The sequence below is a fragment of the Anabaenopsis elenkinii CCIBt3563 genome, assembly GCF_015245355.1.
Taxonomy (GTDB): domain Bacteria; phylum Cyanobacteriota; class Cyanobacteriia; order Cyanobacteriales; family Nostocaceae; genus Anabaenopsis; species Anabaenopsis elenkinii.
The window spans coordinates 1,049,926-1,076,748 of sequence record NZ_CP063311.1 but is presented as its reverse complement, the minus strand read 5'-3'; the positions used below and the strand labels follow the sequence as shown (position 1 = coordinate 1,076,748).

Below are 26,823 nucleotides of genomic sequence, written 5' to 3'. Positions count from 1 at the left end.
CTTGATATAGATAAATCACTTTCATCAGCGAAAATTAACTATGACTAATCCTCATGCTGCGGGGAATGCTGCTTTCATACTTAAGGTAGTGGGTATCATCTTACTTTTGTCCTTCTTCCTAGAGTTTTTCATTGTGATTTTACCCTTGCAAATCACTAATACAGGATGGCAAATCAATTTAGCTACCTCCTTAGTTGACAGAGGTATTCTCCCTTTAGTGGCTATCGGAATGCTATTCGCCGCTGATGGGATTGATAGTTTTGCTCCTGGCGATCGCCCAAAACCTATAGATATCAAACTTCCCATCTTTATCCTCTCCAGCATCTTAGGGTTGATTTTTCTATTAATTTTCCCCTTACACGTGAATAATGTTCGACAAGCTACCACTCAAAACATCGACCAAATCCGCCAAGAAGCCCAACAAGCAGAAAATGAAGTTAACAATCGTTTATCCCAATTCCAAGCCCAACTCAACAATGAGCAAGGAAAAGCTCAGTTAGAACAGCTGCGCAACCAACTGAGAAATCAGTTTACCGAGGTGCTCAAAAATGAGGAAACATACCAACAAGCACTCAATAACCCTCAAATTCCCCCAGAGCAAAAAGAATTACTCCAGAAATTTAAGACAAATCCCGCAGAAATTGAGACTTTTATCGCCCAGCAAACAGACCCCCAAGCACAAGCAAATCAAAGATTAACCGAAATTCGTCAACGTCGCCAACAAGCTGAAAAACAAGCCAGAGGTGACGCTTGGAAGTCTGGACTACGAATTGGTGTTAGTAGTTTGCTCTTATCCCTGGGATATATCATTATTGGCTGGACAGGTTTAAGAAGGATGAAACATATGGCTGTCACCAGTGAAGATAAATATTATTAACTTAATTTTCACAAAAAAAACTCCGACTCAGTGACGACTTCATATCCTCCTTTAGCTGTAATGTAACACTTACAGAATTTTTAGCAGCTTTTAACTGAGCGCGATAGGATCAGTAGTATATTAGAGACTTGCAACAATGCTTTACAAGTCTCTAATATACTATCTACAGTCAATCTCTATATGTACCCAACTAGAAAAATACTCTTGACTGAGCAGTCAGTGTATATTTTTACAGTATTATCCTAGATGCTCACAATCTTGGAAATGGGACTAAAGTATTAAATTTTACAATTAACTCTTGACAATTTGACAAGTATGCTGGTATGAATAGCAATCACAAAAATTCTAGTAACCTGAAACAGGAGCATAGAGACTGGGGAATTAATCACCTAAAACAGGACTTAAAAAATGACCTAATTGCCGGTTTATTAGTAGTTATTCCCTTAGCAACAACTATTTGGCTCACTATTACCATCGCTAATTGGGTAATCAACTTCCTGACTAAAATTCCTAAACAACTCAACCCCTTTGACGGACTCCAACCTATAGTAGTAAATATCCTCAATTTAGCCGTAGGGCTTGCCGTCCCTCTATTCAGTATTCTGTTAATAGGGTTGATGGCTCGGAACATTGCCGGGCGTTGGTTATTGGATGTTGGAGAGCGCCTATTACAGGCAATTCCCTTGGCAGGGCAAGTATACAAAACCCTCAAACAACTTTTAGCCACCCTCATCAAAGATTCCAAAAACAAGTTTCGGCGGGTAATTTTAGTCGAGTATCCCCGCAAAGGAATATGGGCGATCGGCTTCGTCACCGGTAATATTAGTAGCGATATTCAAGCCCATATGCCCCGCCCGATGTTGAGTGTATTTATTCCCAGCACCCCCAACCCCACCACCGGCTGGTATGCCATAGTTCCAGAAGATGAGGTAGTAACTCTATCTATACCCATAGAAGATGCTTTTAAAGTCTTAATTTCTGGAGGGATTATCGCTGATAACACGGCTCTACCCCCCCTACTTCTATCCCAGGAGCGAAATCTAGAAACACCACCCTAAAAAACCCAGCTGAAATTCATCGGGAAAAGTTACCAGGAGATGAATAATATGATGATTTGAGCACAATTACGACCATACTAACCCTTAATCATGAATATTTGAGTACATATTGCTATGCAAGAACGAAAACCCCAGCAAATTTCCCGTGAGTTGGCACTTTTAAGCCTGAGCCAGTTGCCAATCAACCCCAAAAAATTGACAGAAGAGCATCTGCCCAAATTAGTCCTAGCTACCGTCCGCACCCTGCGATCAGAAGTGCAAGATACTCTAGATAATGCCACTGGAGAATTACAACGCAGTAACGATCGCCTCTTAACTAGTCAAACTCGTGCTTCCGACATCGATACAGCCAGAAACCTCCTCAAAGAGGCCATTAACTATACCCAAACCGCCATTAATCAACTGGGAGCCGCAGTTGAATTCCCAGAATTGATTCAATTAGCAAATCAAGACAAGGAAGTGGGGAGATATGCTATTCAATTAGTAAAAATAGTCAACGAACACCGAGTTATCATTGATGAACAAATTTCCTCAGCTTTAGTAGATTGGCAAGTTACTCGCCTCGCCCAAATAGACCGAGATATTTTGCGGATTGCCGTGGCAGAAATGATGTTTTTAAATTTGCCCGACAGAGTAGCTATTAACGAAGCTGTAGAGCTAGCTAAACGCTACAGTGGAGATGAGGGTCATCGGTTCATTAATGGGGTTCTGCGCCGGTTTACTCAACAACAAGCAGCTGTGTAGATTAAAGCGCGAATTTACCCCCCTACTCAAATATCCTCAAGGGTCTTGAGGATATTTAGTTAAAATCATAAACATAAATCATCAAATAATACTTATAGATGTAATGGCTTTTAATTGGTTCCAACGTCAATATCAAAATTCTTCTGATACCCCACCACCCCAAGAACAACAGGAAGCAACTCCTCCGGTCACCCAAACCGAACAAATAGACTCTACAGATTTATTGGCCTTCGCCAAATCTGCCTATAAGAATATCCAGGAAAAACAAAAAGCTGCACAAGTAGAAACTACACCAGAGGTCGCCAATGTAGAAGCAGCACCAGAAGAACCAGCAACGGTAGAAAATACAACAACAGTAGCCAGAGAACCCGCCCCTGATAACCTCAGTGAAGTTACTGCTACGGCAGCACTAGAAGTAACATATAGTAATGATGTCCCTGAGAGTCTAGATCAAACCACACCAGAACCTACAGCCCCCAGTAATCTATCCTTTTTGGAACGGGCGGCCGCAGAACGGCAAGCCAAGCAGGAAAGGTTGATAGCCGGGGCGATTGAAGTGGAGCAACCGGAAGTAGTCACCCCAGCCACTACGACAGCAACAGCCCTAGATGAGGAAGTGTTAGCTTTTGATGAAGGTTTTGTATGGTCAGCAGAAGTATTGGCGGCCCAAGGTAGGCGAGCCGAAGATATTTCTGTTGAGGAAATTACTTGGCTGAAAAAACTCCGCCAAGGATTAGGGAAAACCCGTCGCAATATTCTCAACCAACTCAAGGCAATTGTTGGACAAGGACCACTCAATCAAGCGGCTGTCTCAGAAATAGAAGCCGCACTTCTACAAGCTGATGTGGGTGTGGAAGCTACAGATTACATTGTCCATACTCTCCAGAAAAAACTGTTGGCAGAGGTGACTCCCCCAGAAGAGGCGATCGCCTACCTGAAACAAATTTTGCGGGATATGTTAGATGCTCCACTGCAACAAGCCTCAAGTTTGAGCTTCGCCCCCGAAAAGGAAACTTTGAATATTTGGTTAATTACTGGGGTGAATGGGGCTGGAAAAACCACTACTATCGGCAAAATATCCCACCTGGCCCAAAAGTCCGGTTATAAATGTTTAATTGGTGCGGCAGATACTTTCCGCGCCGCGGCGGTGGAACAGGTGAAGGTGTGGGGCCAACGTAGCGGAGTAGAAGTAATTGCTAATCCCGGTAAGAATACAGACCCCGCCGCCGTGGTCTTTGATGCGATCGCCGCAGCCCAAGCACGAGAAACGGAGTTACTATTGGTAGACACCGCCGGGCGACTGCAAAATAAGAAAAACTTAATGGACGAACTCAGCAAAGTCCGCCGGATTATCGACAAAAAAGCCCCTCATGCCAAAATAGAATCCCTCTTAGTTTTAGATGCCACTTTAGGTCAAAATGGATTGCGCCAAGCTCAAGTTTTCTCCCAAGCTGCCCAACTGACTGGGGTAATCTTAACTAAGCTAGATGGTACTGCTAAGGGAGGTGTGGCCTTGGCCGTGGTGCAGCAGCTGGGTTTACCTATTCGCTTTATTGGCGCTGGTGAAGGTATGGAAGATTTGCGTCCTTTTTCTAGCTACGAGTTTGTGGAAGCTCTCTTGAGTGGCTAGTTGGGATTTTTTTAGTTAATATTTTCTCTGGGTCTGCCTGAATCGTCTCATTTGTGCCATATTTGGATGGAAAATTTGCTTTGATCACCAGGTCGAGGCCATCAGACAACATCTAACCGGTGTTTCCGTCGGCAAAAATTATTTCATCCCCCCGTCCTTGGGTTGATTTTTGCCCCACCAAGACCCAAAGACCCACACAAAACTCAACAAATAAGGCAATATTTTCTTGCCAATAGAATTTCCCCTGGAGAATGACAAACCTGTGAAAAATTTATTTGGTTAAAAAATGATTGTTTTGGCTCTCAAGATGTATGATTTGCTAATTAAGTTCTGGAACAATTAGGGTATTTATATGTTAAGAGAGTATTGGCTGTCTTTTACCTATTCATTCTTGATGGCAATTACATCAATATTGAGCTAAAAATATCAAAAATTGTGCCCCAATATAACTTAGCAATTTACTTGATGTATTAATTAACCTCAAATCTATCTATATTAAGTGCAATCATACTTTGCCTGTGTCTCAACTGCCCTCTCAACCCACTGATACTAATAGTAGTGCTCAGACGGATGTCACACCAGTTGTGGCACTCAAAGAACTTGTGGAACGGTTGCGCCGAGAACAAAATAAAATCCAAGATTTACTGAGTTCTTTAGGATTTGCCCTCAGAAGTTTCAATAATTTAAACCAGTTTTTGCAGCTGATACCACTGATCGCCACTAGAGTCACAGATGCAGATGGTAGTGCTTTGTTCCTACATAAACCTAATGGTCAAATTCGCTTAGAACAACTACACTGGCAGGATAGCCGCCAGCGTAAGAATATCCGCAAAGCTCTAGAAACCGCTAGTAGTCAAATCACACTTCTATCTCATACAGGACCTTTAGCAACAGCTACAGGGATGTTAGATGACCAAATCCATCGCTACTTGGATCCAGATGTACAAATCTTTGGGACTGCAATCCTGGTCAAGCATACAGAACGGGGCTGGCTTTATGTCCTCAGCCGCGATCCTGAATATAGCTGGACAGATACCAGACAAAAGTTAGTCAGACTAGTAGCAGATCAAACAGCTGTAGCTATTGAAAACGAAGAACTAGCCGTAGAATTGAGAAAAAAAGAGCGCTTAGATCAAGAACTAGAAATTGGCGCAGAAATTCAACGGCGACTCTTACCCCGACAATGTCCGATTATTCCCGGTGCAACTCTAGCTGCACGCTGTAAACCCGCTAATCGTGTGGGTGGAGATTACTATGACTTTATCCCCACCCATCAAAATCAAGGACAGCTGAATGGCAAAACTGCCCAGGAAACAGGAGGCTGGGGTTTGGTAATTGGGGATGTCATGGGTAAAGGTGTCCCCGCTGGGCTAATTATGACCATGATGCGGGGAATGCTGCGTGGTGAGGTGTTCCATGGTCATTCCCCATGTGTGATTCTACAAAATCTGAATCGAGTGATGTATGCGGATTTGGAAAATTCCCATCGGTTTGTGACTCTATTTTACTCGGAATATAATCCGGTGAATCGGGTTTTATCTTATAGTAATGCCGCACACAATCCTCCCCTGTGGTGGCACGCAGCCACTAAAAGTATTACCCGCTTGGATACTTTGGGTATGCTGATTGGTTTAGATGCTAATAGTCAATACGAAGATGCCCAGGCTCAGTTAGAACCGGGAGATACAGTTATATATTATACAGATGGTTTAACTGATGCGGCGGCAGCCAGTGGCGATCGCTTCGATGAAGAAAATTTTGTCGCCGCTTTTAATGCCGCTTGCAGGTATTGCAGCGGAGCCGAGGAGATTGTAGATTATCTGTTTGATCAAGTCTTGGAATTTATCGGTGATGAAAGACAAAACACCGATGACATGACATTAGTTGTTCTGAAAATTCATTGACAAACAGCTAATTATCTGCTAATAGAACATCTTCAGATTTAGACAGAGCGCCAAAAAAGTCATAGCGGTCTAGTGCTTCCAAGATACCCCAAGCGTATTTTCCTGCGGCAAAGTAAACTTGGGGATACTCCCGTAACTTTTCCAGTTCAGGGCTATAATTACCAACAACCACACCCAAAGTATTGCCAGACAGCATTGATTCATCATTACCAGATGCTCCTGCTACTAAAAATCGTTGTATTGGTAGTCCCCACTTCAAAGCACAATAACGAATAGCATCTCCCTTAGAAGCCCGGATAGGTAACAAATCAAGATACATACTATGGCTATAGATTCCTTTAACATGGAGCTTATGCTGCCGCAGATGACGCATAATTTCCTTAAAGCTCACAGATGTGGCTTCATCAATAAAGTAGCTGATTTTAAACTTACCTTGACATTCTGGGGGTTGCAGAGAAACACCGGGTAATGTCTCCATTGCTTGACGAACACCCTGAGGGTTCCAATGATAACTAATGTGTCTTTGCCAGTTACTATCTGGGATTACCTGAGGTCCATAATAAATTTCACTACCTGCACACACAATCAGTAAATCTGGTCTGGGGAAATGCCATTCCTCTAACATATCTAAGGAACTTTGCAAATTGCGCCCGGTCGCAATACCTACTCCCGTAGATTGACCTTCCTGATATACTCGTTCTATGAGTTGTTGTAAAGCTTCCTGGTCTCCTAACAAAGTGTTATCAATTTCGCACACCAGAAACCGATCTGCGGTTGGTAAGCGGTTTTGGTCGAGGGTATTAGAATCAGCCAGGTCATTTGCTAAAGCCTTTGGTAGGGGACTGAGCATAGATTTAACGGGTCGTTGGGATAATTGCTGCACCTGTTGGAGATAACGTTCTACGTGACTAGACCAAGAGAAATTATCCCGCACTCGCTCTAACCCATTTTTCGACCAAGTTTTCCACTGTTGTGTATCTGTGAGTGCTGTTCGCAGAGCATACTGGATCTGCTTAATATCTAGAGGATCAATCAACATCCCATTGTCGCATACCTCCAGGATATCTCGTGGACCACCATCTGATGTAGCAATAATTGGCACACCGCAGGCTGTAGCCTCAATTAAAGTCAGACCAAATGGCTCAGTTAAGGCGGGATTAATAAAGACTCCCCCCGTTTTACCTACCAATCGATATAGTTCCGGAACTTGATCAGATGAATGGTGTTTGGGGTAAGCGACGTATCCGTAAAGGTCGTAAAGGTCGATTAAGTGAAAAATTTCTGCAAATACATGGCGTGGGTCTGATTCCATGGTGCTGATGTCATCGCGATTGCCTAAAATCAGGACTAAATTCGCTAAATGACGCAGTCGTGGATCTTCACCATAAGCTTTCACCAGAGTACCGACATTTTTCTTAATTGCTGGACGGGAAAGCGCCATAATTATCGGCTTTTCAGGATGATTGAGAAATCGTTTTAAATCCTGGTAAATTCCTGGTTCTTGCCAATTTTCTGGAACCGGGTAAAAGTCCTTGAGTGCTACCCCTGGAGGAATGACCACCATTCTATCAGGCTGATAGTGGTCATAAATACCGTACTGGTCGGTGACTTCTTGATGGGTACTAGCAATGACTAAGGCTGCACTGGCCAGGGTGGTTTCCTCGGCCTCAATTCTGGTACTCATATGATAAGTACTTTCAATGGTTTCCCTTTTTGTACCCTGGTCTAAAAGTCTTTGTTGTTTCACACGTCCTAGGGAATGACCAGTATGTACAAGTGGTACACCTAACCAACCTGCAACCCGACAACCCACATAACCACCATCGGCGTAATGGCTATGAATAACATCGGGTAGTTTTCCCACTTGGCGCAGGTGCTTGAGTAATTCATCAGCAAAATTATCTAAATGAGGCCAGAGAACTTCTTTGCGCAGATAACGACGTGGACCGCAATTAACACGAATAATTTGGGCTTTATCACCCAGAACTTCTACCGGTTGAGCATAATCTGAGCTAACTTTTGGATCATTAATTAAACGAGTTACTAGGTCTACACGTTCTACTTGTGGGTTAGCTGCTAAAGCCTGAGCCAATTCTAGCACATATTTAATCTGTCCGCCGGTGTCAGCATCTCTCCCTAATTCTAGATTTTTACCCCGAATTAAGCCGTGAACACTGACTAGTAGAATATATAATCCTGGGCTATTTGACATTTTGCATCCCTCAATTTTACTCTGTTACAGCCCTGGAACAGCTTCTCGTAACACCCGGCTGTTAATTTCTACAGATTAGTGACAAATCTTTGCTGATGTTTAAGAATTATAAAACAAATGTGCCGATTTGTAACAACAGTGTCTGAGAAAAGCCACATTCATCTGGGAAAATGCCAAAAATAGCTGTTACTCAACATTGACAGGAACTTCCCTTTGATATTGGCGATCGCTGATAATTAATTATCGGTTTATTATCAGGATTCCCTGACAAAATAGCCGATTTTTTACCGTTTTTTTAACTGAATGGCGAAGGGATGAGGCGATCGCTACCATAACAGCAAATATGATTTTACTCATCTAGTTGACTGGATTGGCAATATTGTTTGATGGGGTTAAATTGCTGCTCTTCAAATCTCCGCAGTTTGCCGATGCACAATACTGACTGAGAATGGTAAAACTATGGTGATCATAATTCAGACAAATGATCATCTTTCAGGTATAGCCGGAAATTAAGGTTTAAAAGGTTTAATTTGATAAACACGCCAGAGTCAAATCCCCGGGGCTACATGGGGTTGATCTTGTATTTTTCAAAGACTTAATAGCCCTGCTGAAACTGTATAATATAGTTTAACCTTGACTGCGGCAATCTGTGTTTTTGAGTAATGTTGGCTAAGAAACCTAAATTACCGGTTTTTTGTCGGCTCTGATTCTGATATTAATAAACTAAACAACCAGTAATACTTTCCAGGCTTCCCCAAGGGGCATCAATGAAAGTAGGCAGCATTGATTAGATATAAACTTATGGCGCTCATAGTTCAAAAATACGGTGGTACATCTGTCGGTTCTGTAGAACGTATTCAAGCTGTTGCACAGCGTGTGTACAACACTGTTAAGGCGGGTAACTCTGTGGTCGTAGTGGTTTCAGCAATGGGTAAAACCACAGATGGACTGGTAAAAATGGCTCAAGAAATTTCTCGCCATCCCAACCGCAGGGAAATGGATATGTTGCTTTCCACTGGAGAGCAAGTCACTATTGCTTTAGTTAGTATGGCATTACAAGAAATTGGACAGCCAGCAATTTCTATGACTGGGGGACAGGTAGGAATTGTCACTGAAGCTGAACACACCCGCGCCCGAATTTTACATATTGAAACCGAACGCCTGCGTCATCAGATTGCTCAAGGAAAAGTGGTTGTAGTTGCTGGCTTTCAGGGTATATCTAGCCTCAGAGATATGGAAATTACCACCTTGGGTCGCGGCGGTTCCGACACTTCCGCCGTGGCTATTGCTGCAGCTTTAGAAGCGAATTTCTGTGAAATTTATACGGATGTTCCTGGTATATTGACTACAGACCCCCGCCTAGTGGCAGAAGCTCAGTTAATGGAGGAGATTAGCTGTAATGAAATGCTGGAACTTGCAAGCCTAGGGGCAAAAGTTTTACATCCACGCGCTGTGGAAATTGCCCGGAATTATGGTGTGCCCCTGGTGGTAAAATCTAGTTGGCGTGATGACCCCGGTACTTGGGTAACATCCCCTAAACCCCAAGGTCGATCACTGGTGAATCTGGAAATTGCCCGCCCGGTAGATCATGTAGAGTTTGACACAGACCAAGCCAAGGTGGCGTTGTTGCGCGTACCCGATAAGCCCGGGGTAGCAGCGCGATTATTTGGGGAAATATCCCGGCAAAATGTCGATGTAGATTTGATTATTCAGTCTATACATGAAGGTAATACTAATGACATAGCTTTTACCGTCACAGCACCGATATTAAAACGAGCGGAAGCGGTAGCATCCGCCATCGCCCCAGCATTGAGAAATCAGCCTAACTCTCAGGAAGCTGAGGTCATGGTACAACAAAATATTGCTAAGGTTAGTATTGCAGGGGCGGGAATGATTGGGCGTCCCGGGGTCGCCGCTAAAATGTTCGCGACTTTAGCTGCAGCACAAGTAAATATTCAGATGATTTCTACTAGTGAAGTTAAAGTAAGTTGTGTAGTAGATGCGACAGAGTGCGATCGCGCGGTGGCTGCACTGCGTCAAGCTTTTGATATTGCACAAGACCAGGAAATTAAGCCACCAAAAACAATTGCTGTATCATCTGCTCCCCCTGTCCGTGGTGTCGCCCTGGATATGAACCAAGCACGTCTAGCAATTCGTCAAGTACCCGACCGACCAGGAATGGCCGCTAGGTTATTTGGACTATTAGCACAGCACAATGTCAGTGTTGATATGATTATTCAATCTCAACGGTGTCGCATAGTTGACGGTATTCCCAGACGGGATATTGCTTTTACTGTCTCACAGATGGATGGGGAAAGTACACAGAAAATGCTCACCGCCGTGGCGGGAGAATTAGAATGGGGTGAAGTTATCTTAGACAATGCGATCGCTAAGGTCAGTATTGTTGGTGCTGGGATGGTGGGACACCCTGGTATTGCAGCTAAAATGTTTGACGCTTTAGCCGAAAACCAAATCAATATTCAAATGATTGCTACCTCAGAAATCAAAATTAGCTGTGTTGTCGCCCAAGAAGACGGTGTCAAAGCTTTGCAAGTTATTCACAGCGCCTTTGGTTTGGCTGGTAGCGAAAAATTTGTAGTTCCAGCCTAATTTAACATTTCAGTATCTGCCTATCTCTTCAGTGTGGGGAAATAGGCAGTATTTTAACTGTAATCACTCAGACACAAATGAATGGTAAAATTTTGGGTGCGGGTTATCACCTCCTGAAAGTCCTCAATGTAGAGGAGAGAGTACAAAACTATTTAGCCGAAGATGTTCTCATTCCAGGTCGTCAATTGGTAGTCCAGGAACTAGCTCCCGATAGTGATACTTTCTCCAATCTCAATATTTTGCGAGAGTTATTTCTCAATGCAGGACAGAAGTTACAGCAACTCAGCCAGGAACATGAACAGATCCAAAATTTAGTCAGTTATTTTGAGGAAAATGAAAAATTCTACCTAGTTCAAGAACACATTATTGGTCATACCTTAGTCGATGAGATGTTCTCGGGAACACCTTTAACAGCAGAACAGGTAATTAGGATTTTATCTGAAATATTAGAAATTTTAGTATTTGTACATGAACGGGGAGTAATTCACCAGAATATTAAACCTACAAATATCATTCGTCGAGAGTCAGATCAAAAATTAGTTTTAGTTAATTTTGGCGCTATTCCTGAACTGATAACGAATAATGTCGCTAATCTCGACTATGCACCTGTAGAACAATTGCGCGGTCATTCTCAATATAACAGTGACATCTATGCTTTAGGGATAATTGCCATCGCAGCAGTTCTAGGCTTACAAGAGAAAGAAATATTAAAATTACAACAGCATAGAAGTGTGCTAACAGGGGAAATTATTTGGCGGAGTGAAAATCTTAATATTAGGAGGGAAATAGGAAAAGTCTTTGATAAAATGGTACGCTTTGACCATCACAAGCGGTACCAGTCAGCAACTGAAGTTTTAAAAGAGATCAAGCAAGTGAAAACTCAAAGATTTACTCAGCAAAAACAGCAGAAACTTTGGTTAACTCTAGCAGTAATCAGTTGGATAGTAACTGTAACAGCAGTTGTTTTAAAATCGCCAATTATAACTATAAATCCTCTGATAAATTTTGAGGAAGTCTACCAAGAAGGATTAAGAAAATATCAACAGGGAGACTATCAAGCCGCAGTTGAGGAATTTACTGTGGCGATTAAATTGAATTCACAAAGTTATCAGGTTTATAAGAAACGCGGAAATGCATTCTATCAGTTGGGAAATTATCAGGGAGCAAAGATAGATGCTACTAAAGCTATTGCATTAAATCCGCAAGATGCAGATGCTTACTATGACAGAGGATTTTCTTTATATGAATTGGGTAAATACCAAGAAGCAGTTGCTGACTATAGCCAGGCAATTGCATTAAATTATCGTCATGCCTATGCTTATTATGGACGAGGTTTAGCCTTAGTAAAAATGAATGAGAATAGAAGGGCTAATGAAGACTTTAGCACAGCTATCAGATTAAGACCTAATTATATTGAGGCTTATTTACAACGGGGTATTCTCCGCCGTAGGTTGAGAATTTACAAAACCGCAATGGAGGATTTTGAGGCGATAATTAAGATTAATCCTGATGATCCTAGACCTTATTATCAAAAAGGTTTAATTCACGCTAGTAATAATCAAAAGTATGCAGCTATTCAGGAATATACCCAGGCTATTAATCGCTCTCCTAAATATGCGGTGGCCTATCTCCAAAGAGCGGATATGCATAGTGAATTGGGATATAAATTGAAAGCTATTGCAGATTATGATCAAGCTTTAGAGTTAAATCCCCAGTGGGGCGCAGCTTATAATCACCGGGGTATTCATCGTCTCTCTTTTGGAAATTATGAAGGTGCAATTGCAGACCATACCCAAGCTATTGCACTCAATTCTCAGGATGTGGCGGCTTATAATAACCGTGGCAATGTTAACCTGGAATTGGGAAATTACAAAGCTGCTCATGAAGATTATTCCCAGGCGATCGCTATTAATCCCCGTTATGGGTTAGCCTATTATAACAGGGCTGTGAACCACATAAAACAAGGAAATAAACAAAGTGCGATCGCAGATTTTCAACAAGCTATTAAAATTTTCCAAGAAAGTGGGGACAGAAATAATTTGCGAGACGCACAGCAGCAACTTAATTTATTGCAGCAATAAATCTGTAATCAATCTTTGATGGGTTTGGAAGTTGAGGAGTATATTGACATGGCTAACAAATGCTTTAATCCAGAAGACTATCAACGTGCGATCGCTAATTGTAATCAAGCATTACGACTACAACCTGATAATGCTGCGGCTTACTTCCAGCGCGGGAAAGCTCACTACTACTTAGGAGAAATCACATCTGCTATTAATGATTATACCCAAGCTCTGAGAATTGACCCAAATTTTGCTCAGGCTTATAACAACCGGGGAAATGCTCGCTCCCAATTGGGGGATAAGCAGGGAGCAATTAGTGATTATACCCAAGCCCTGAAAATTAATCCCAATGATGCTTATGCTTATAACAACCGGGGAGTAGCTCTTTCTCACTTAGGAGAAATCACAGCTGCTATTAATGATTATACTCACGCCATCAGCATTAACTCAAGTTTAGCTTATGCTTATAACAACCGAGGAAAAGCTCTTTCTCACTTAGGAGAAATCACAGCTGCTATTAATGATTATACCCAAGCCCTGAACATTGATCCTGATTTCGCCACAGCTTACTACTTGCGGGGTCTACTTCGCTATTACTTAGAAGATCACCAGGGAGCCATTGCAGATTATACCCAAGCCCTGAAAATTAACCCTAATTACGCCTTAGCTTACTACAACCGGGGGTTAGCTCTGTCTGATCTGGGAGATCACCAGGGAGCCATTGCAGATTATACCCAAGCCCTGAAAATTAACCCTAATTACGCCTTAGCTTACTACAACCGGGGGTTAGCTCTGTCTGATCTGGGAGATCACCAGGGAGCCATTGCAGATTATACCCAAGCCCTGAAAATTAACCCTGATGATGCTGATGCTTATAATAACCGGGGGAATGCTCGCTGTGAGTTAGAAGATTATCAAGGAGCCATTGCAGATTATACCCAAGCCCTGAAAATTAACCCTGATGATGCTGATGCTTATAATAACCGGGGTTCAGCGCTTTATTACTTAGATGATAATCAGGGAGCCATTGCAGATTATATCCAAGCCCTCAAGATTAATCCTAATTACCCTAGTGCATACTACAACCGGGGTTTAGCTCTTTATGATTTAGGAGATCATCAAGGTGCAATTAATGACTGGAAAGCTGCTGCATATATCTATCAAAAAGCAGGGGATGAAATATCCTTTCAATATGCTGTGGATAAAATTGCGTTAGTCTCACCCAACGACTCTATCAACTAACAAATCAGTTCAATACGGGTTCAAACTCCCCTTAAGGGGAGTTTGAATCATGGCTGCTGCAGATTACTATGTAAAACGACCAAAGTTTCTGCTAACTGGCTCAGGCGGGTTTCTAGGTACTGTTTGCGCCCTAGGAGTTGACGTAATTTTTGATAACGGGCGATCGCTAAACTGACTATGGGTAACTCATCTGCTGAACAAGCACGAGACCAAACTTTACCAGCAGCATCCAAACCACACAGGTGATAACCAGTGCGGTGGGAAGGTTGAGATTCTGCACCGCTATGAGCACAAATTTGTTCTACATACTCCATGATGCGGTCAACTTCCCCATGTCGCAGTGTAGCAGTTCCTCCCCGTTCTACTTCTTGGACGCGGGATTCTAACCAGCCGTTAACAATCGGTCCTTCTAAGTAAATTTCTTGAATTTGTTGTAATATTGTCTGTAGTTCCCTTTGCCAACTGGCGATATGTTCTTGGATATCTTGCAATATATTCATCGCTAATGCTGGATTAGCCCCGTGGCGATGGCTACTGAAGCTAGGATGTTTGAACTTGGGTAAGCTCGGTGTTTTTCCCCCCATATCTTGGGCGGGGAAGGTTTGCACACAGTGTTTTTGTGGGTACAAGTTCTCCTTGGTAACATCCTCCTGGGGAACTGCTGTGCCTACTTCCTCTGTCTGTGTTGCTTCAAAGGTGGATTCTGTTGCTCCTGTGCTAATCCTAAAGGAGAAGCAGGAGTTTAAGGAATCACTCCCTGGGGTGCTGCTACGATTCCCTAAATCATGTAGAGTAGCTTCAATCCGTTTTAAACCTGTTTTCATACAAATATCCTGCAATGTCATGTTTCCAGTAGTTTGGAAGGTTTCAGAATGCACCGGTTGGGATAACCGTTATATTAGGATACAGTTTTGGGCAAAGTCATCTTAGTCACTGGGCCTGCAAGGTCTGGTAAAAGTGAATGGGCAGAAACTCTGGCTATAAAGTCCGGAAAACCGGTGGTTTATCTCGCCACAGCCACTGAAACACCGGGGGATACAGAATGGCAAAAGCGTATTCAAAAACACCAAGAACGTCGTCCATCAGATTGGGTAACTCTTTTGGTGCCTGTGAAATTATCGACTACTCTAGCAGATGCCCAGCCAAATCGCTGCCTTTTGGTTGATTCTTTGGGGACTTGGGTGGCTAACCTTTTGGAACAAGATGAAGATACCTGGAAAAAGACCGTAGCAGAATTATTGACCACCCTGGAGTTGGTAACTGCTCAGGTGATATTTGTGGCTGAGGAAACAGGTTGGGGTGTAGTTCCAGCTTACCCTCTTGGTCGCCAGTTTCGCGATCGCTTGGGTTCTCTAGTCCGCCAATTAGGTGCTGTTTGTGAACCTGTTTATTTAGTGACTGGGGGTCATGCTCTCAATCTTAGTCTCCTGGGTATACCACTACCACCTGCACAATCTTAATTTCAAATTAAACATTACACCCCCCAATATCCCCTATGAGAATTTAAAATTATCCTATGGCAACTAAACAAGAAGTAAGAAAATATCTTGCCTACTGGTTTCAGTTGGGTAAGAGGGTAATCACTAGCAATGGTCAGGTCAGCTTTTTACCCCGACCAGTGCTAAAGGGTGATAGATATAGCGACGAATTTGAGCAATGTTGGCAGAAAATTCTGTCTGAGAGTACCGGGGAATGTCACTTGGAGGGGACCTATGAAACTATTGGCGAACTGCTCACACCAGCATGGGAGGTGTTACCGTGTGGACGTTGTCAAATGCCCATCCCCAAGCGTAATCTAGGAATGCCTGCTTTATTATGCCCTTGTAATGATTTACCTACCTGGCCTAATAGCGAATTACCATCCCCCCGCGGCCCCGTGAATAGCCAGTCGGAATTGATGTCAATTTACCAGCGGCTACAGCGTAATTACCGGTAAATTATTTGCCTTTGGGCTTCGTATAACATTAAAGCAGCAGCGATCGCCACATTCAAAGACTCTACTCCCGGACTTAGAGGGATTTTCACTTGCTGATCTGCCATGGCAGCTAAATCAGGCGACAACCCAGCCCCTTCATTACCGAGTAAAATTATACTGGGTTTTCGCCAGTCTACATCCCAGTAGGTTAAATCCGCCGTGGGTAGGGTAGCGACTACCTGCATTCCCCCTTGCTGACTTTGTGCGACTATCTGTTTCAAATCTCCTGTTACTGCTGTATTCACGCGAAACCACTGTCCCGCAGAAGCACGTAAAACCTTCGGGCTGTCTACATCTACACTGTCGCTACTCAACCATAACCCCGTGGCCCCAGTGGCCGCAACGGTGCGAATTATCGTCCCCAGATTACCTGGATCTTGGATAGTTTCCAAGGCCAGGAGTAACCCAGTAACCGGCGGTGGAGTTTGATTAATCCCCCGTTGCGCCGTAGCAATTACACCATCTGGTTGTACTGTGGTAGCGATCGCCGCTAGAATTTCTTGACTAACAATTTCTACCCTTTGACTGTGGCGACAAGCTGCTTCCCAGAGTTCCGGGTGGGACATTTGCCATTCTGGAGTGCAACAAACTGTCACTAGGGGGTAACTCACATCACAAGCCTCCTGCAACAGGTGTGTTCCTTCCAGTAAACATAATTGTTGCTTGTGACGCTCTTTGGTAGAGTGCAGCTTTCGGATTTGCTTGACTAAAGAGTTCTGGATACTGGTTAACACAATTACAAGCCGCTCAACCGGCGTCATCCAATTTCAAAAAACAGTTAAATTAAATTACCTCGATGCGGAACCCGGGACTTGAACCCGGAAGCCTTGCGGCACTAGAACCTGAATCTAGCGCGTCTGCCAATTCCGCCAGTTCCGCTGACATTGACAATTTCCTATTTTTACCTAAATATTTATGTTTGTCAAGTGCCATTCCTGAGAAATTATGTGATACTTCTGCTGTATGAGAATTTTGAAATTCTCATAAACCGAGCACTGAACATCAGCAATAAAGTTAATTTGTGCAAGATGTGCCACAACAGGTAGACAGATGAACTCTTTACTGTAGAATCAAAACCAACTTCTAACCTATAAAATCACGTATTGTTTTTGGAGGTAGGCTTATTAATCCTTCTAGCAGCTTACCAGATGCCAAGCCTTCTCAGGAAGCAGACTCCTCAGTCTTGCAAATATGGGGTGGGCATCCTTTAGGCGGTCACGTCAAAATCAGCGGGGCTAAAAATTCCGCACTAGTGATTATGGCTGGCTCTTTGCTGTGTTCAGGTGATTGTCGGATCCGTAATGTTCCCTTATTGGCGGATGTAGCACGAATGAGTGAGGTTTTGTCAGCTTTAGGCGTTGGCCTCACTAGAGAAGGGGATATGTTGGATATCAACGCCAGGGAAATTACCACATCAACGGCTCCCTATGAACTAGTTACCCAATTACGGGCTAGTTTTTTTGCCATTGGCGCCCTTGTGGGTCGGCTAGGAGCAGCACAAATGCCATTACCAGGTGGTTGTGCTATTGGAGCTAGACCGGTGGATTTACACGTGCGTGGTCTCCAAGCCATGGGGGCAGAAGTCCATATTGAACATGGCATTTGCCATGCTTATGTGCCAGGGAATCGTGGTAGGTTACAAGGTGCCAAAATCTACCTAGATACACCCAGTGTGGGCGCAACGGAAACTTTAATGATGGCCGCCACCTTAGCAGATGGTGAAACCATTATTGAAAACGCAGCACGGGAACCAGAAGTCGTTGATTTGGCGAATTTCTGTAACGGTATGGGGGCGAAGATTCAGGGGGCTGGCAGTAGTAAGATTACTATAGTTGGTGTTACCAATTTACATTCTATCGACTACAGCATTATTCCTGATCGCATTGAGGCTGGAACCTTTTTAGTGGCAGGAGCTATCACCGGTTCGGAAATTAGTATGTCTCCAGTATTACCAAGTCACTTAACTCCAGTAATTGCTAAATTGCAAGCAATGGGTTTAAAGATCATTGAAGATACACCAGACTGTTTACGTATCCTCCCGGCATCTACTCTTACAGCCATTGATATTGAAACCTTACCCCATCCAGGTTTTCCTACGGATATGCAAGCGCCATTTATGTCTTTACTGAGTGTTGCTCAGGGTGACAGCCTAATTAATGAATCTGTGTTTGAAAATCGTTTGCGTCATGCTTCGGAGTTGAATCGTCTGGGAGCAGATATTCGCGTCAAAGGCAATACCGCTTTGATCCGAGGCGTCCCAAGTTTATCCGGCGCACCAGTTATAGGCGCAGATTTACGGGCATCGGCAGCATTAGTTTTAGCAGGACTAGCAGCGGAGGGACAAACGACCTTTCAAGGACTACAGCATCTTGATCGCGGCTATGACCGCATTGATCTCAAATTGCAGCAACTAGGAGCGAAAATCGTCCGCGTGTTAAATGTGGAACAAGATACGGAATTAACCTCCAGTGGTAGTACTCCCGTAACCTCAACCTAGAGTATACCCACAAGGTAACCTCAGGAGGTTTTACCCTACCTTAATCTTTCCCGGCTGAACTGTACAGGATTAGATTACTGTTTCCGCCCAGGACATGGGGAGACTAAGGGGGGTAACTCCATAACTGGCACTCAGGACTCAGAACTGGTTATACTAGCTATGGGAGGTTATTAATCTTCTGTTTCTTCAGGTTGCTATATCATGTCCTTGTGCAAAACTCCGCTCATCGGGTTAACAGCTGACTCCTTTCGTCATCCATTAGACCTACAAGCCACCAAATCTCTCAAGCAGATACCAGGTCTGGATATGATGGTGCGAAATTGGCTCGGACCGGTCGCCGAACAGGTTTTTTATGTGGAAAATATCGCCGCCAGTGTGTTGGTGGGTGAAAAACAACTACCTGATTTATACGCATTATTGTTAGAAGCCTGCAAAATCCTGGATATAGACCCTCCCCAGTTATATATCCGCCAACATCCGGCTCCTAATGCTTATACTTTTGCTATGCGGGGTAAGCAGCCTTTTATTGTCCTCCATACTTCCTTGGTGGAACTGTTGACCCCACAGGAAATACAGGCGGTGATCGCCCATGAATTAGGACATCTTAAGTGTGACCACAGCGTTTATTTAACACCTGTGAATCTTCTGGTCTTAGCCGCTGCAATTGTCCCCAATGTCGGTACTTTTATCGCCCAAGCTATACAAGCACAATTATTAGAATGGGTACGCTGTGCTGAGTTTACATGCGATCGCGCTGCATTACTCGCCACCCAAGACCCCAAAGTGGTAATGTCAGTCTTAATGAAGTTAGCCGGTGGTTCCCCTATCCTAGCACCACAACTTAATTTAGATGCCTTTGTAGCTCAGGCTCGTGCTTACGATGACATTAGTAAAACCGAACTGGGGGAAATGGTCAAAGCCACCCGCACATCCCAATTAACTCATCCAGTCCCAGTACTCCGAGCTAGAGAAATTGACCGTTGGTCTAGCAGCCAAGAATATCAATCTTTATTGCAAAATCATGGGAAATCTACTAGTGAAGTTACATCCACTGGAGGATGGCGCAATTGGTAGGATAGGTGTACAGTGACAAATTATATGTCATTATGACAAATTAATGTCATGATGTAAATCCTTACTCTACAAAGGCTTTAGTTATTTTACCATACTATACTTCAATCCAGTTCAGTGACAAATTAAATGTCAGATCCCATAAATATGACAAATTAGATGTCGCGTTTTTAATTATAAAAAAGGTTTTATAAATTTTCATAATGACAAATTGATTGTCGCCTTTCATTACGCTAGAATAACATCATGTGTTTATAAAAAACCTCTTATTTCATGGACAGAATATAGTATGTCTAATTTTACTGTTCATACCTCAGTAGATGTTGCGGAAACCTTATCAGAAGAAAGTAACACACCTCCTGAGATGAATGTGATTCTTACAGAACTCCCAGAGGAAACCCAACGGAAGTTAGAGGTAATACAAAGTTTGCTTGAACCGTGCGATCGCACAACTTATGGGCAGAAGTTAAAGGAGGCTGCTGCAAAGCTTGATGTGTCAGTCCGCACGGTGCAGCGTTTAGTGAAAAAGTGGGAGGAAAATGGCTTAGTCGGACTCACTCAGGCGGGTAGGAGTGATAAAGGAAAACATCGAATTGGTGAGTTTTGGGAAAACTTTATCATCAAAACTTATCGAGAGGGTAACAAGGGTAGTAAGCGCATGACTCCTAAACAAGTTGCTCTGAGAGTTCAAGCTAAGGCGCGTGAACTAAGCGACACCAAGCCTCCTAATTACAGGACTGTTTTACGGGTGTTAACTCCCATATTGGAACAAAAAGAAAAGACTAAGAGTATCCGCAGTCCTGGTTGGAGGGGGACAACACTTTCAGTTAAAACCCGTGAGGGGCAAGATTTATCTGTTGATTATAGTAACCATGTTTGGCAGTGTGACCATACCCGTGTGGATGTGTTGCTAGTAGATCAGCATGGTAAACTTTTAGTCCGTCCCTGGCTAACAACTGTAATTGATACCTATTCTCGTTGCATCATGGGTATCAACTTGGGGTTTGATGCACCTAGTTCAGTGGTAGTTGCTTTAGCATTACGCCATGCGATTTTGCCAAAAAGATATGGTTCAGAGTACAAACTGCACTGCGAATGGGGAACTTACGGTAAGCCGGAACATTTTTATACTGATGGGGGAAAAGATTTTCGCTCTAACCATTTGAGTGAGATTTCAGTGCAATTGGGCTTTGTCTGTCATTTACGCGATCGCCCTTCTGAAGGTGGAGTAGTTGAGCGTCCTTTTAAGACATTCAATGATCAACTTTTTTCTACTCTACCTGGTTATACAGGATCTAATGTCCAGGAACGACCAGAAGATGCGGAAAAAGATGCAAGACTAACTCTCAGAGAACTAGAACAACTAATGGTTCGCTACATTGTTGACCGCTATAACCAAAGTATTGACGCTCGAATGGGTGATCAAACTCGCTTTGGACGTTGGGAAGCAGGATTACCTTCAGTACCAGTGCCAATTGAAGAACGTAATTTAGATATCTGCTTAATGAAGCAGTCACGGCGCACGGTACAAAGAGGTGGATACTTGCAGTTCCAAAATGTGATGTATCGAGGGGAATATTTAGAAGGATATGCGGGGGAAACGGTCAATTTAAGATATGACCCCAGAGATATTACAACGTTGCTGGTTTATCGCCAAGAGAAAAATCAAGAAGTTTTTCTGACTCGCGCTCATGCTCAAGATTTGGAGACTGAACAACTTTCATTAGATGAAGCTATTGCTGCTAGTCGTAGACTGCGTAATGCAGGTAAAACTGTTAGCAACCAAGCTTTATTACAAGAAGTCCTTGAACGTGATGCTCTGGTAGCAAAAAAGAAAAGTCGCAAGGAACGTCAAAAATTGGAGCAGGAGATTTTGCGTTCTACTGCGGTTAATGAAAGTAAAACTGAATTTCTACCATCTCCTGTCATGGAAGTGGAAGAAGTGGAATCTACTACTCAGGTTCAATCTTCATCCCCTGAACTAGAGGTTTGGGACTATGAACAACTGCGTGAAGAATACGGGTTTTAGACAATGACAGATGCACAAGCGATCGCCAAGCAATTGGGTGGGGTAAAACCAGATGATGAGTGGTTACAGGTTGAAATTACTCGTCTCAAGGGTAAGAGCATTGTTCCATTACAGCAAGTGATCACCTTGCATGATTGGTTAGATGGAAAACGTAAGGCACGGCAATCTTGCCGAGTAGTTGGAGAATCACGTACGGGGAAGACAGTTGCTTGTGATGCCTATAGATACAGGCAGAAAGTACAAGCAGAGGTGGGACGACCACCAATTGTCCCTGTAATTTATATTCAGCCACCCCAAAAATGCGGTGCAAAGGATTTGTTTGAGGAGATTATTGAGTATCTCAAGTTTAAGGCGACTAAGGGAACAGTCTCGGATTTTCGCAACAGAACTATGGAGGTATTAAGAGGCTGTGGTGTGGAGATGATTATTGTTGATGAAGCTGACCGCATCAAGCCTGAAACTTTTGCAGAGGTGCGTGATATTTATGACAAGTTGGGCATTGCTATTGTGTTGGTAGGAACTGATCGGTTAGAAGCAGTAATCAAACGAGATGAACAAGTTTATAATCGGTTTCGGGCTTGTCATCGTTTTGGAAAGTTGTCAGGAAAGGATTTTCAGGATACTGTACAAACCTGGGAAGATAAGGTTCTAAAGTTACCTTTGCCTTCTAATCTGATTAGTAAGGATATGCTGCGGATTCTGACTTCGGCAACAGAGGGTTATATTGGTCGTTTAGATGAAATTCTCAGGGAAGCAGCTATACGCTCTTTATCAAGGGGATTAAAAAAGATTGACAAGGCTGTTTTACAGGAAGTCGCACAGGAGTATAAGTAATGACAGCACCAGATGTTAAGCCCTGGCTTTTTATTATCCAACCATATCCAGGGGAAAGCCTGAGCCATTTTCTTGGCAGGTTCAGACGTGCTAACCATTTATCTGCTGCTGGGTTGGGAAATTTAGCAGGTATTGGTGCTGTGGTAGCACGGTGGGAAAGGTTTCATTTTAATCCTCGCCCTAGTCAAGAAGAATTGGAGGGCGTTGCATCTGTGGTGGAGGTGGATGCCGAAAGGTTAGCCCAAATGCTACCACCTCCTGGTGTGGGTATGCAGCATGAGCCTATTCGGTTATGTGGTGCTTGTTATGCGGAAACACCTTGTCACCAGATTAAGTGGCAGTTTAAGGAAACTGGGGGATGCGATCGCCATAATTTGCGGTTACTATCCAAGTGTCCTAAATGTGGTGCGCGGTTTAAGATTCCGGCATTATGGGAATATGGAATGTGCGATCGCTGTAGATTGCCTTTTGCGGAAATGGCTAAATATCAAAAAGCAATTTGATTCAAGCATTCTTTGATTTACAAATTCCTATCATTCAGGGCAAATGCTGTGATCACGGTCAAACCAGACAATATAGTAAATCGAGTTCATCCGAAAGCCAAAGATACGTTTTCTTTGACAGATACGCATTTCTGATATCTTATGATCTTCACTTACTCCCTCTGGCAAAGAAGGGAGGTTGTTAATAATTTTATATCCACAGCCTACTGTGTCACCCCTGTGTCTTGACCCCTGCCCTTTTATCTGAGACCAAGTATGTTTCTCAATCTTCTTAAGGTTACGGACGAGATCGAGTATTTCATCTGGTTGCCAATCTGACAAACGACAGCGATTTTCGTCAGCGTATGCAAACCTAAAACTTGGATTTTGGTGGTCAGTGCTACCCCCTTGAGACACATTAGCTGTAGCATCTTGAGAAATTTTGCCCGACTTAGTATTTCTAGATTGTTTAGGTAGATGCTTTTTGCTCACTAATCTTCAACTACGTATTTTTCATAGTAAGATTTCATTGTCTCATGAAGAATCACTTCTTGAGACCTTTCTCCTGGATCTAAGCCTTGACGAGCTTCTATCCACGGTTGCTCAGAATGAGTTAAGTGTTCAAGTTGTCTAGCACTCAATTCACCGTAAGCATTCCAGACCTCTTCAAGAACTTCTAGTTCATCATCTGTAAAATCTAATTCACACGCATCTGGCTGGGGGATAGCAGTATGTTTATACTCTTTGTAAGTATTCCAGACATCATATACTACTGGACCATGAGGCCATGCCTGGATATTTTGTTGAAATAATGGCTTATCTCTAAGTACTAGACTCCATGCTTGAGCATAGTACACAAGCTTCTGAAGCTTCAAAGCTGAGATTGTATCTCCAGCATCTCTATCAACACGACAGAGGAAATATTTAGCAACATCAAGAGCGTTTCGCATACTGCCACCTGCCTTACAGAGTAGTACATTGGTTCTATATTATTTATTGTCGCACTAATCAGCAATAAATTAAATATTAATGAGCGCCCTTAGTGTCGCAGCCCGTCGCCTACTTTGAAGGTTATTAACACCCGTTAGCGATCGCCATTCCAGGCAGTTTCCATTCAATTAATGTCCCCACCATCTGAGGACAGCAATTACTAAGACTAATATTAATACCCCTACAAGACCCTAGAAACCCTACAATATACAGCACTTTCGCGTCTTGTACTGTATTCTTACTTACCTTGAATCTTTCTGCTACTTTCCGAATAGATGTATTTCCCGCTTCGTAAACGCTAATAATTTTCTCCCGCAGGTCTATTGAGTAGGCTTTCATCTTATTTTCTACTGTTATCTTCTTAACTACTGTACCAAACCATTACACAAAGTGCTGTAGTAACACTGTTGACTTGTCTGATACATCTCATTCAAAATCAAATTTGACACTAATTCATACTCATCTAAACTATAATTAATTATTATGTTAACTTCAAAAAACAAAACTTTTGCAGAAATTATAACTCCTTTTATTGCAGCTAACCCTGATTTTAAATTAAGTCAAGAAATGAATGATTTTCTTATAAAAATAGACACACCATGCGAAATTTTCTCCATTTCAGATAGTTGTAAGTTATATGAGCTAATTTTTAAAATTTGGTCTAGACAACATAGTATTTTATTACACCCTGAAAATAGCGATAAAGTTCAAGACTTATTGCCTATTCATACAGAGATTTTATATTGCATTTCCCAGGAAATTGAAAATTCTAAACATATACAAGACTCCACTCTTCTAAAAGATAAATGGTTAAGTATTTGGGAATATTCTCTTGAACGATTGCAATTGCATTCTTACCATAAGATTTGTAATGATTTTAATGAAAAGAAGTATTTAAAGCAAAGTTATTTTTTAAAAATATTACCTTCGGGATGGGATGAATGGGAGGAATTTGTATCTCAATACTTGACAATTATTCTTATGCCCTTATGCGTAATATTTTTGATAGTCTACGCTATTTATTTTGACAAATAAGGTAAGATACATGGAAAACCTCAATCAAAAACAATCTTCAAAAATGTGGAAGTTCGTAATATCTGTAACAGTTGTTTTCGCTATAATAGATTCATTTACCACAGTCTTTGGTATATTTCTTGGAGTTCCCTCTGATCAGCCAATCAAAGTAGCTGTTGCTTTAATTTTGTCTTCTTTTATCACTTCTATAATTTACGGCATACGAATTATATTGAATCTAGAAGATTCAAATATAAAGTATGCTTGGATGATAGCATTAGCAGTATCCATAGGGATTGATGGATGGACATCTTATGAAGGTATTCATCGTTTTATTAAACCTCAGAATGAAGACTACTTTGGTTGGATGTTGTTAATTATTCTATTAATAGGATGTATATCTTCTCCGATATTTTTCTCTTACAGGGAAGAAATCAAAAGTAAATTAGAATAATGAATTGCTTTGCTCTGTTATCTATAGTGAGCCAGTTTCAGCGAAGTGGTGACTGACTGCTTAAACTAATCTAACTGAGTAATTTAGTAATTCTGTAATAATCTGGCTTTTTAGTATCCGCCCTATAATTATCGCCAGTAGAAGAAAGTCAAATCATTCAAGCTTAAACCCCGCCTAATTACCTTTCCACCTAACAAGTATCGGGTAACACCTCATTATATAATGTCCCCAAGACTAAATTAACTACCAGTGGTAACCTATCATGAACGAGCTACAACCAGAAAAGTTGGATGTACTACTAGGCGGTACTAGTAACGCTCCAAAAGATGCCCTGGTCTGAGAGGTTGTTTCAAAAGTTTTTTATTGTCATCAATGACACTGATACGCTCAGTTTTACCTTCGCCTGTCATTTCGGCGTGTCCATGTTCAATAGCTAGTTCTAAGAGGATGTTGTAACAGGTATGATTAGTGTATCAAATATTGTTTTACCCCACCCTCCCCATTCCCTTCACAAGGGAATGGGACTTGATTTTGTTTCTTCCGGTGTGTTCTCTAACCCCTGTTCCGGTGTTCCCTAAGATAAAAATTACCTATTGAAAACTTATGAAACATCCTCTAAGTATGTTTTGTGATTATCAGCAGACATTTAACTAACATAATTCCTCAGATGCTCCTGCAACCGCTGATAAATGCGATCGCTCCAAAAGCAAACAACAGAGAAACCATTATAGATATTTTCCAAAGCTAACTTGCTATCAAAGTCCACCAACTGTAGATGATGCTTATTGGTATCCAGTAACACCATAAAGCGTTTCATCTGTTCTTCTGAAAGAGACTCATGAAAAAGCCAAGACTCCCTGGTTTTTAGAGTTACCAGAATTTGTTGGCAAACTTCAAAATTCAAGCCAATAGATAATAAATACTCCATTGCCGTCAGTGCTAACAAGTCTGCTTTAGAATAATAAACATTTCGACCCTTACCACTGGCATTAACCGTAGGTACAATTACCCCCTTCTCCCGCCAATACTGTAGTTGTCGGCGAGAACAATTAGTAATTTCAGCCGCTTCCGTGCTTGTGTAGAATTTTTCCTCCATAAGAACCATCCTATAGAATTTTTTTCTAAATCACACATTAT

Annotated in this window: 24 protein-coding genes and 1 tRNA gene; 17 read left to right on the top strand and 8 right to left on the bottom strand. The window is 42.3% G+C overall.

Annotated elements, in window-relative coordinates; all coding sequences use genetic code 11:
- Window positions 1–40: 40 nt before the first annotated feature.
- The 5 genes from hpsJ-B to IM676_RS04805 all read left to right on the top strand — a co-directional run bounded on the left by hpsJ-B (window position 41) and on the right by IM676_RS04805 (window position 6,213).
- Window positions 41–877, top strand: a complete 837-nt coding sequence (hpsJ-B, locus tag IM676_RS04825) for a hormogonium polysaccharide biosynthesis protein HpsJ (RefSeq protein WP_200989169.1) — start codon at window positions 41–43, stop codon at window positions 875–877.
- Between the two features lie 323 nt (window positions 878–1,200).
- Entirely contained in the window at window positions 1,201–1,935 is a 735-nt protein-coding gene (locus IM676_RS04820; protein WP_200989168.1) for a DUF502 domain-containing protein, read from the top strand.
- Between the two features lie 114 nt (window positions 1,936–2,049).
- Window positions 2,050–2,679, top strand: a complete 630-nt coding sequence (nusB, locus tag IM676_RS04815; RefSeq protein ID WP_200989167.1) for a transcription antitermination factor NusB — start codon at window positions 2,050–2,052, stop codon at window positions 2,677–2,679.
- A gap of 103 nt (window positions 2,680–2,782) precedes the next feature.
- Window positions 2,783–4,309, top strand: coding sequence for a signal recognition particle-docking protein FtsY (ftsY, locus tag IM676_RS04810; RefSeq protein WP_200989166.1), 1,527 nt, complete (start codon window positions 2,783–2,785; stop codon window positions 4,307–4,309).
- Window positions 4,310–4,821: 512 nt separating this feature from the next.
- Window positions 4,822–6,213, top strand: coding sequence for a PP2C family protein-serine/threonine phosphatase (locus IM676_RS04805; RefSeq protein WP_200989165.1), 1,392 nt, complete (start codon window positions 4,822–4,824; stop codon window positions 6,211–6,213).
- Between the two features lie 7 nt (window positions 6,214–6,220).
- Here the strand turns inward: IM676_RS04805 and IM676_RS04800 are convergent, their stop codons facing one another.
- On the bottom strand, window positions 6,221–8,425 hold the full coding sequence (locus IM676_RS04800; protein ID WP_200989164.1) for an HAD family hydrolase: 2,205 nt from the start codon (window positions 8,423–8,425) through the stop codon (window positions 6,221–6,223).
- An 801-nt stretch (window positions 8,426–9,226) separates the two neighbouring features.
- On the opposite strand from IM676_RS04800, the gene IM676_RS04795 reads away from it, so the two are divergent.
- From IM676_RS04795 to IM676_RS04785, 3 genes are all read left to right on the top strand, one after another.
- Entirely contained in the window at window positions 9,227–11,035 is a 1,809-nt protein-coding gene (locus IM676_RS04795) for an aspartate kinase (protein WP_200989163.1), read from the top strand.
- A gap of 77 nt (window positions 11,036–11,112) precedes the next feature.
- Window positions 11,113–13,116, top strand: a complete 2,004-nt coding sequence (locus IM676_RS04790; RefSeq protein WP_200989162.1) for a tetratricopeptide repeat protein — start codon at window positions 11,113–11,115, stop codon at window positions 13,114–13,116.
- Between the two features lie 48 nt (window positions 13,117–13,164).
- Window positions 13,165–14,340, top strand: a complete 1,176-nt coding sequence (locus tag IM676_RS04785; protein WP_200989161.1) for a tetratricopeptide repeat protein — start codon at window positions 13,165–13,167, stop codon at window positions 14,338–14,340.
- 47 nt (window positions 14,341–14,387) lie between these two features.
- Here IM676_RS04785 and IM676_RS04780 read toward each other — a convergent pair whose 3' ends face one another.
- On the bottom strand, window positions 14,388–15,164 hold the full coding sequence (locus IM676_RS04780; protein WP_200989160.1) for a hypothetical protein: 777 nt from the start codon (window positions 15,162–15,164) through the stop codon (window positions 14,388–14,390).
- A gap of 87 nt (window positions 15,165–15,251) precedes the next feature.
- On the opposite strand from IM676_RS04780, the gene cobU reads away from it, so the two are divergent.
- Both cobU and IM676_RS04770 read left to right on the top strand, forming a co-directional pair.
- Window positions 15,252–15,800, top strand: coding sequence for a bifunctional adenosylcobinamide kinase/adenosylcobinamide-phosphate guanylyltransferase (gene cobU / locus IM676_RS04775; protein WP_200989159.1), 549 nt, complete (start codon window positions 15,252–15,254; stop codon window positions 15,798–15,800).
- A 56-nt stretch (window positions 15,801–15,856) separates the two neighbouring features.
- Window positions 15,857–16,276 (top strand): hypothetical protein, encoded by a 420-nt coding sequence (locus tag IM676_RS04770; protein ID WP_200989158.1) that lies wholly within the window; start codon window positions 15,857–15,859, stop codon window positions 16,274–16,276.
- Here the strand turns inward: IM676_RS04770 and IM676_RS04765 are convergent.
- Window positions 16,267–17,049: a TrmH family RNA methyltransferase gene (locus tag IM676_RS04765; RefSeq protein WP_200989157.1), complete on the bottom strand. Its 783-nt coding sequence runs from the start codon at window positions 17,047–17,049 to the stop codon at window positions 16,267–16,269. The two genes, IM676_RS04770 and IM676_RS04765, sit on opposite strands and share 10 nt — an antisense overlap.
- Before the next feature lie 63 nt (window positions 17,050–17,112).
- Window positions 17,113–17,194, bottom strand: a tRNA-Leu gene (locus IM676_RS04760).
- 244 nt (window positions 17,195–17,438) lie between these two features.
- Here IM676_RS04760 and murA point away from each other — a divergent pair.
- The 5 genes from murA (at window position 17,439) to IM676_RS04735 (ending at window position 23,249) form a co-directional block, all read left to right on the top strand.
- Window positions 17,439–18,812, top strand: a complete 1,374-nt coding sequence (gene murA, locus IM676_RS04755; RefSeq protein ID WP_200990083.1) for a UDP-N-acetylglucosamine 1-carboxyvinyltransferase — start codon at window positions 17,439–17,441, stop codon at window positions 18,810–18,812.
- Between the two features lie 201 nt (window positions 18,813–19,013).
- On the top strand, window positions 19,014–19,886 hold the full coding sequence (locus tag IM676_RS04750; RefSeq protein ID WP_200989156.1) for a M48 family metallopeptidase: 873 nt from the start codon (window positions 19,014–19,016) through the stop codon (window positions 19,884–19,886).
- 286 nt (window positions 19,887–20,172) lie between these two features.
- Window positions 20,173–21,912, top strand: coding sequence for a Mu transposase C-terminal domain-containing protein (locus IM676_RS04745; RefSeq protein WP_200989155.1), 1,740 nt, complete (start codon window positions 20,173–20,175; stop codon window positions 21,910–21,912).
- 3 nt (window positions 21,913–21,915) lie between these two features.
- Window positions 21,916–22,746 (top strand): TniB family NTP-binding protein, encoded by an 831-nt coding sequence (locus tag IM676_RS04740; protein WP_200989154.1) that lies wholly within the window; start codon window positions 21,916–21,918, stop codon window positions 22,744–22,746.
- Window positions 22,746–23,249, top strand: coding sequence for a TniQ family protein (locus IM676_RS04735; RefSeq protein WP_200989153.1), 504 nt, complete (start codon window positions 22,746–22,748; stop codon window positions 23,247–23,249). The genes IM676_RS04740 and IM676_RS04735 overlap by 1 nt, the downstream gene beginning before the upstream one ends.
- A 30-nt stretch (window positions 23,250–23,279) precedes the next feature.
- Here IM676_RS04735 and IM676_RS04730 read toward each other — a convergent pair whose 3' ends face one another.
- The 3 genes from IM676_RS04730 to IM676_RS20175 form a co-directional block, all read right to left on the bottom strand.
- A complete protein-coding gene (locus IM676_RS04730; RefSeq protein ID WP_200989152.1) occupies window positions 23,280–23,720 on the bottom strand; it encodes an MAG6450 family protein in 441 nt (146 codons plus the stop codon).
- Complete coding sequence (locus IM676_RS04725) at window positions 23,720–24,178, bottom strand: Panacea domain-containing protein (protein ID WP_200989151.1); 459 nt, start codon at window positions 24,176–24,178, stop codon at window positions 23,720–23,722. Before IM676_RS04725 ends, IM676_RS04730 begins: the two co-directional genes overlap by 1 nt.
- A 124-nt stretch (window positions 24,179–24,302) precedes the next feature.
- Entirely contained in the window at window positions 24,303–24,557 is a 255-nt protein-coding gene (locus tag IM676_RS20175; protein ID WP_200989150.1) for a COG3415 family protein, read from the bottom strand.
- Between the two features lie 144 nt (window positions 24,558–24,701).
- Here IM676_RS20175 and IM676_RS04715 point away from each other — a divergent pair, with 144 nt between their 5' ends.
- Both IM676_RS04715 and IM676_RS04710 read left to right on the top strand, forming a co-directional pair.
- The gene (locus IM676_RS04715; RefSeq protein ID WP_200989149.1) at window positions 24,702–25,253 is read left to right on the top strand and encodes a hypothetical protein; all 552 of its coding nucleotides are present in this window, start codon (window positions 24,702–24,704) and stop codon (window positions 25,251–25,253) included.
- A gap of 10 nt (window positions 25,254–25,263) precedes the next feature.
- A complete protein-coding gene (locus IM676_RS04710) occupies window positions 25,264–25,686 on the top strand; it encodes a hypothetical protein (RefSeq protein ID WP_200989148.1) in 423 nt (140 codons plus the stop codon).
- A gap of 646 nt (window positions 25,687–26,332) precedes the next feature.
- Here the strand turns inward: IM676_RS04710 and IM676_RS04705 are convergent.
- Entirely contained in the window at window positions 26,333–26,782 is a 450-nt protein-coding gene (locus IM676_RS04705) for a MerR family transcriptional regulator (RefSeq protein WP_200989147.1), read from the bottom strand.
- Window positions 26,783–26,823: the final 41 nt, after the last annotated feature.

What these genes read in the sequence shown, in the direction of transcription:
- hpsJ-B (WP_200989169.1), top strand. Translation starts at nt 41, where the DNA reads ATGACTAATCCTCATGCTGCGGGGAATGCTGCTTTCATACTTAAGGTA.
- IM676_RS04820 (WP_200989168.1), top strand. Translation starts at nt 1,201, where the DNA reads ATGAATAGCAATCACAAAAATTCTAGTAACCTGAAACAGGAGCATAGA.
- nusB (WP_200989167.1), top strand. Translation starts at nt 2,050, where the DNA reads ATGCAAGAACGAAAACCCCAGCAAATTTCCCGTGAGTTGGCACTTTTA.
- ftsY (WP_200989166.1), top strand. Translation starts at nt 2,783, where the DNA reads ATGGCTTTTAATTGGTTCCAACGTCAATATCAAAATTCTTCTGATACC.
- IM676_RS04800 (WP_200989164.1), bottom strand. Translation starts at nt 8,425, where the DNA reads ATGTCAAATAGCCCAGGATTATATATTCTACTAGTCAGTGTTCACGGC.
- IM676_RS04795 (WP_200989163.1), top strand. Translation starts at nt 9,227, where the DNA reads ATGGCGCTCATAGTTCAAAAATACGGTGGTACATCTGTCGGTTCTGTA.
- IM676_RS04790 (WP_200989162.1), top strand. Translation starts at nt 11,113, where the DNA reads ATGAATGGTAAAATTTTGGGTGCGGGTTATCACCTCCTGAAAGTCCTC.
- IM676_RS04785 (WP_200989161.1), top strand. Translation starts at nt 13,165, where the DNA reads ATGGCTAACAAATGCTTTAATCCAGAAGACTATCAACGTGCGATCGCT.
- IM676_RS04780 (WP_200989160.1), bottom strand. Translation starts at nt 15,164, where the DNA reads ATGAAAACAGGTTTAAAACGGATTGAAGCTACTCTACATGATTTAGGG.
- IM676_RS04770 (WP_200989158.1), top strand. Translation starts at nt 15,857, where the DNA reads ATGGCAACTAAACAAGAAGTAAGAAAATATCTTGCCTACTGGTTTCAG.
- IM676_RS04750 (WP_200989156.1), top strand. Translation starts at nt 19,014, where the DNA reads ATGTCCTTGTGCAAAACTCCGCTCATCGGGTTAACAGCTGACTCCTTT.
- IM676_RS04745 (WP_200989155.1), top strand. Translation starts at nt 20,173, where the DNA reads ATGTCTAATTTTACTGTTCATACCTCAGTAGATGTTGCGGAAACCTTA.
- IM676_RS04740 (WP_200989154.1), top strand. Translation starts at nt 21,916, where the DNA reads ATGACAGATGCACAAGCGATCGCCAAGCAATTGGGTGGGGTAAAACCA.
- IM676_RS04735 (WP_200989153.1), top strand. Translation starts at nt 22,746, where the DNA reads ATGACAGCACCAGATGTTAAGCCCTGGCTTTTTATTATCCAACCATAT.
- IM676_RS04725 (WP_200989151.1), bottom strand. Translation starts at nt 24,178, where the DNA reads ATGCGAAACGCTCTTGATGTTGCTAAATATTTCCTCTGTCGTGTTGAT.
- IM676_RS20175 (WP_200989150.1), bottom strand. Translation starts at nt 24,557, where the DNA reads ATGAAAGCCTACTCAATAGACCTGCGGGAGAAAATTATTAGCGTTTAC.
- IM676_RS04715 (WP_200989149.1), top strand. Translation starts at nt 24,702, where the DNA reads ATGTTAACTTCAAAAAACAAAACTTTTGCAGAAATTATAACTCCTTTT.
- IM676_RS04710 (WP_200989148.1), top strand. Translation starts at nt 25,264, where the DNA reads ATGGAAAACCTCAATCAAAAACAATCTTCAAAAATGTGGAAGTTCGTA.
- IM676_RS04705 (WP_200989147.1), bottom strand. Translation starts at nt 26,782, where the DNA reads ATGGAGGAAAAATTCTACACAAGCACGGAAGCGGCTGAAATTACTAAT.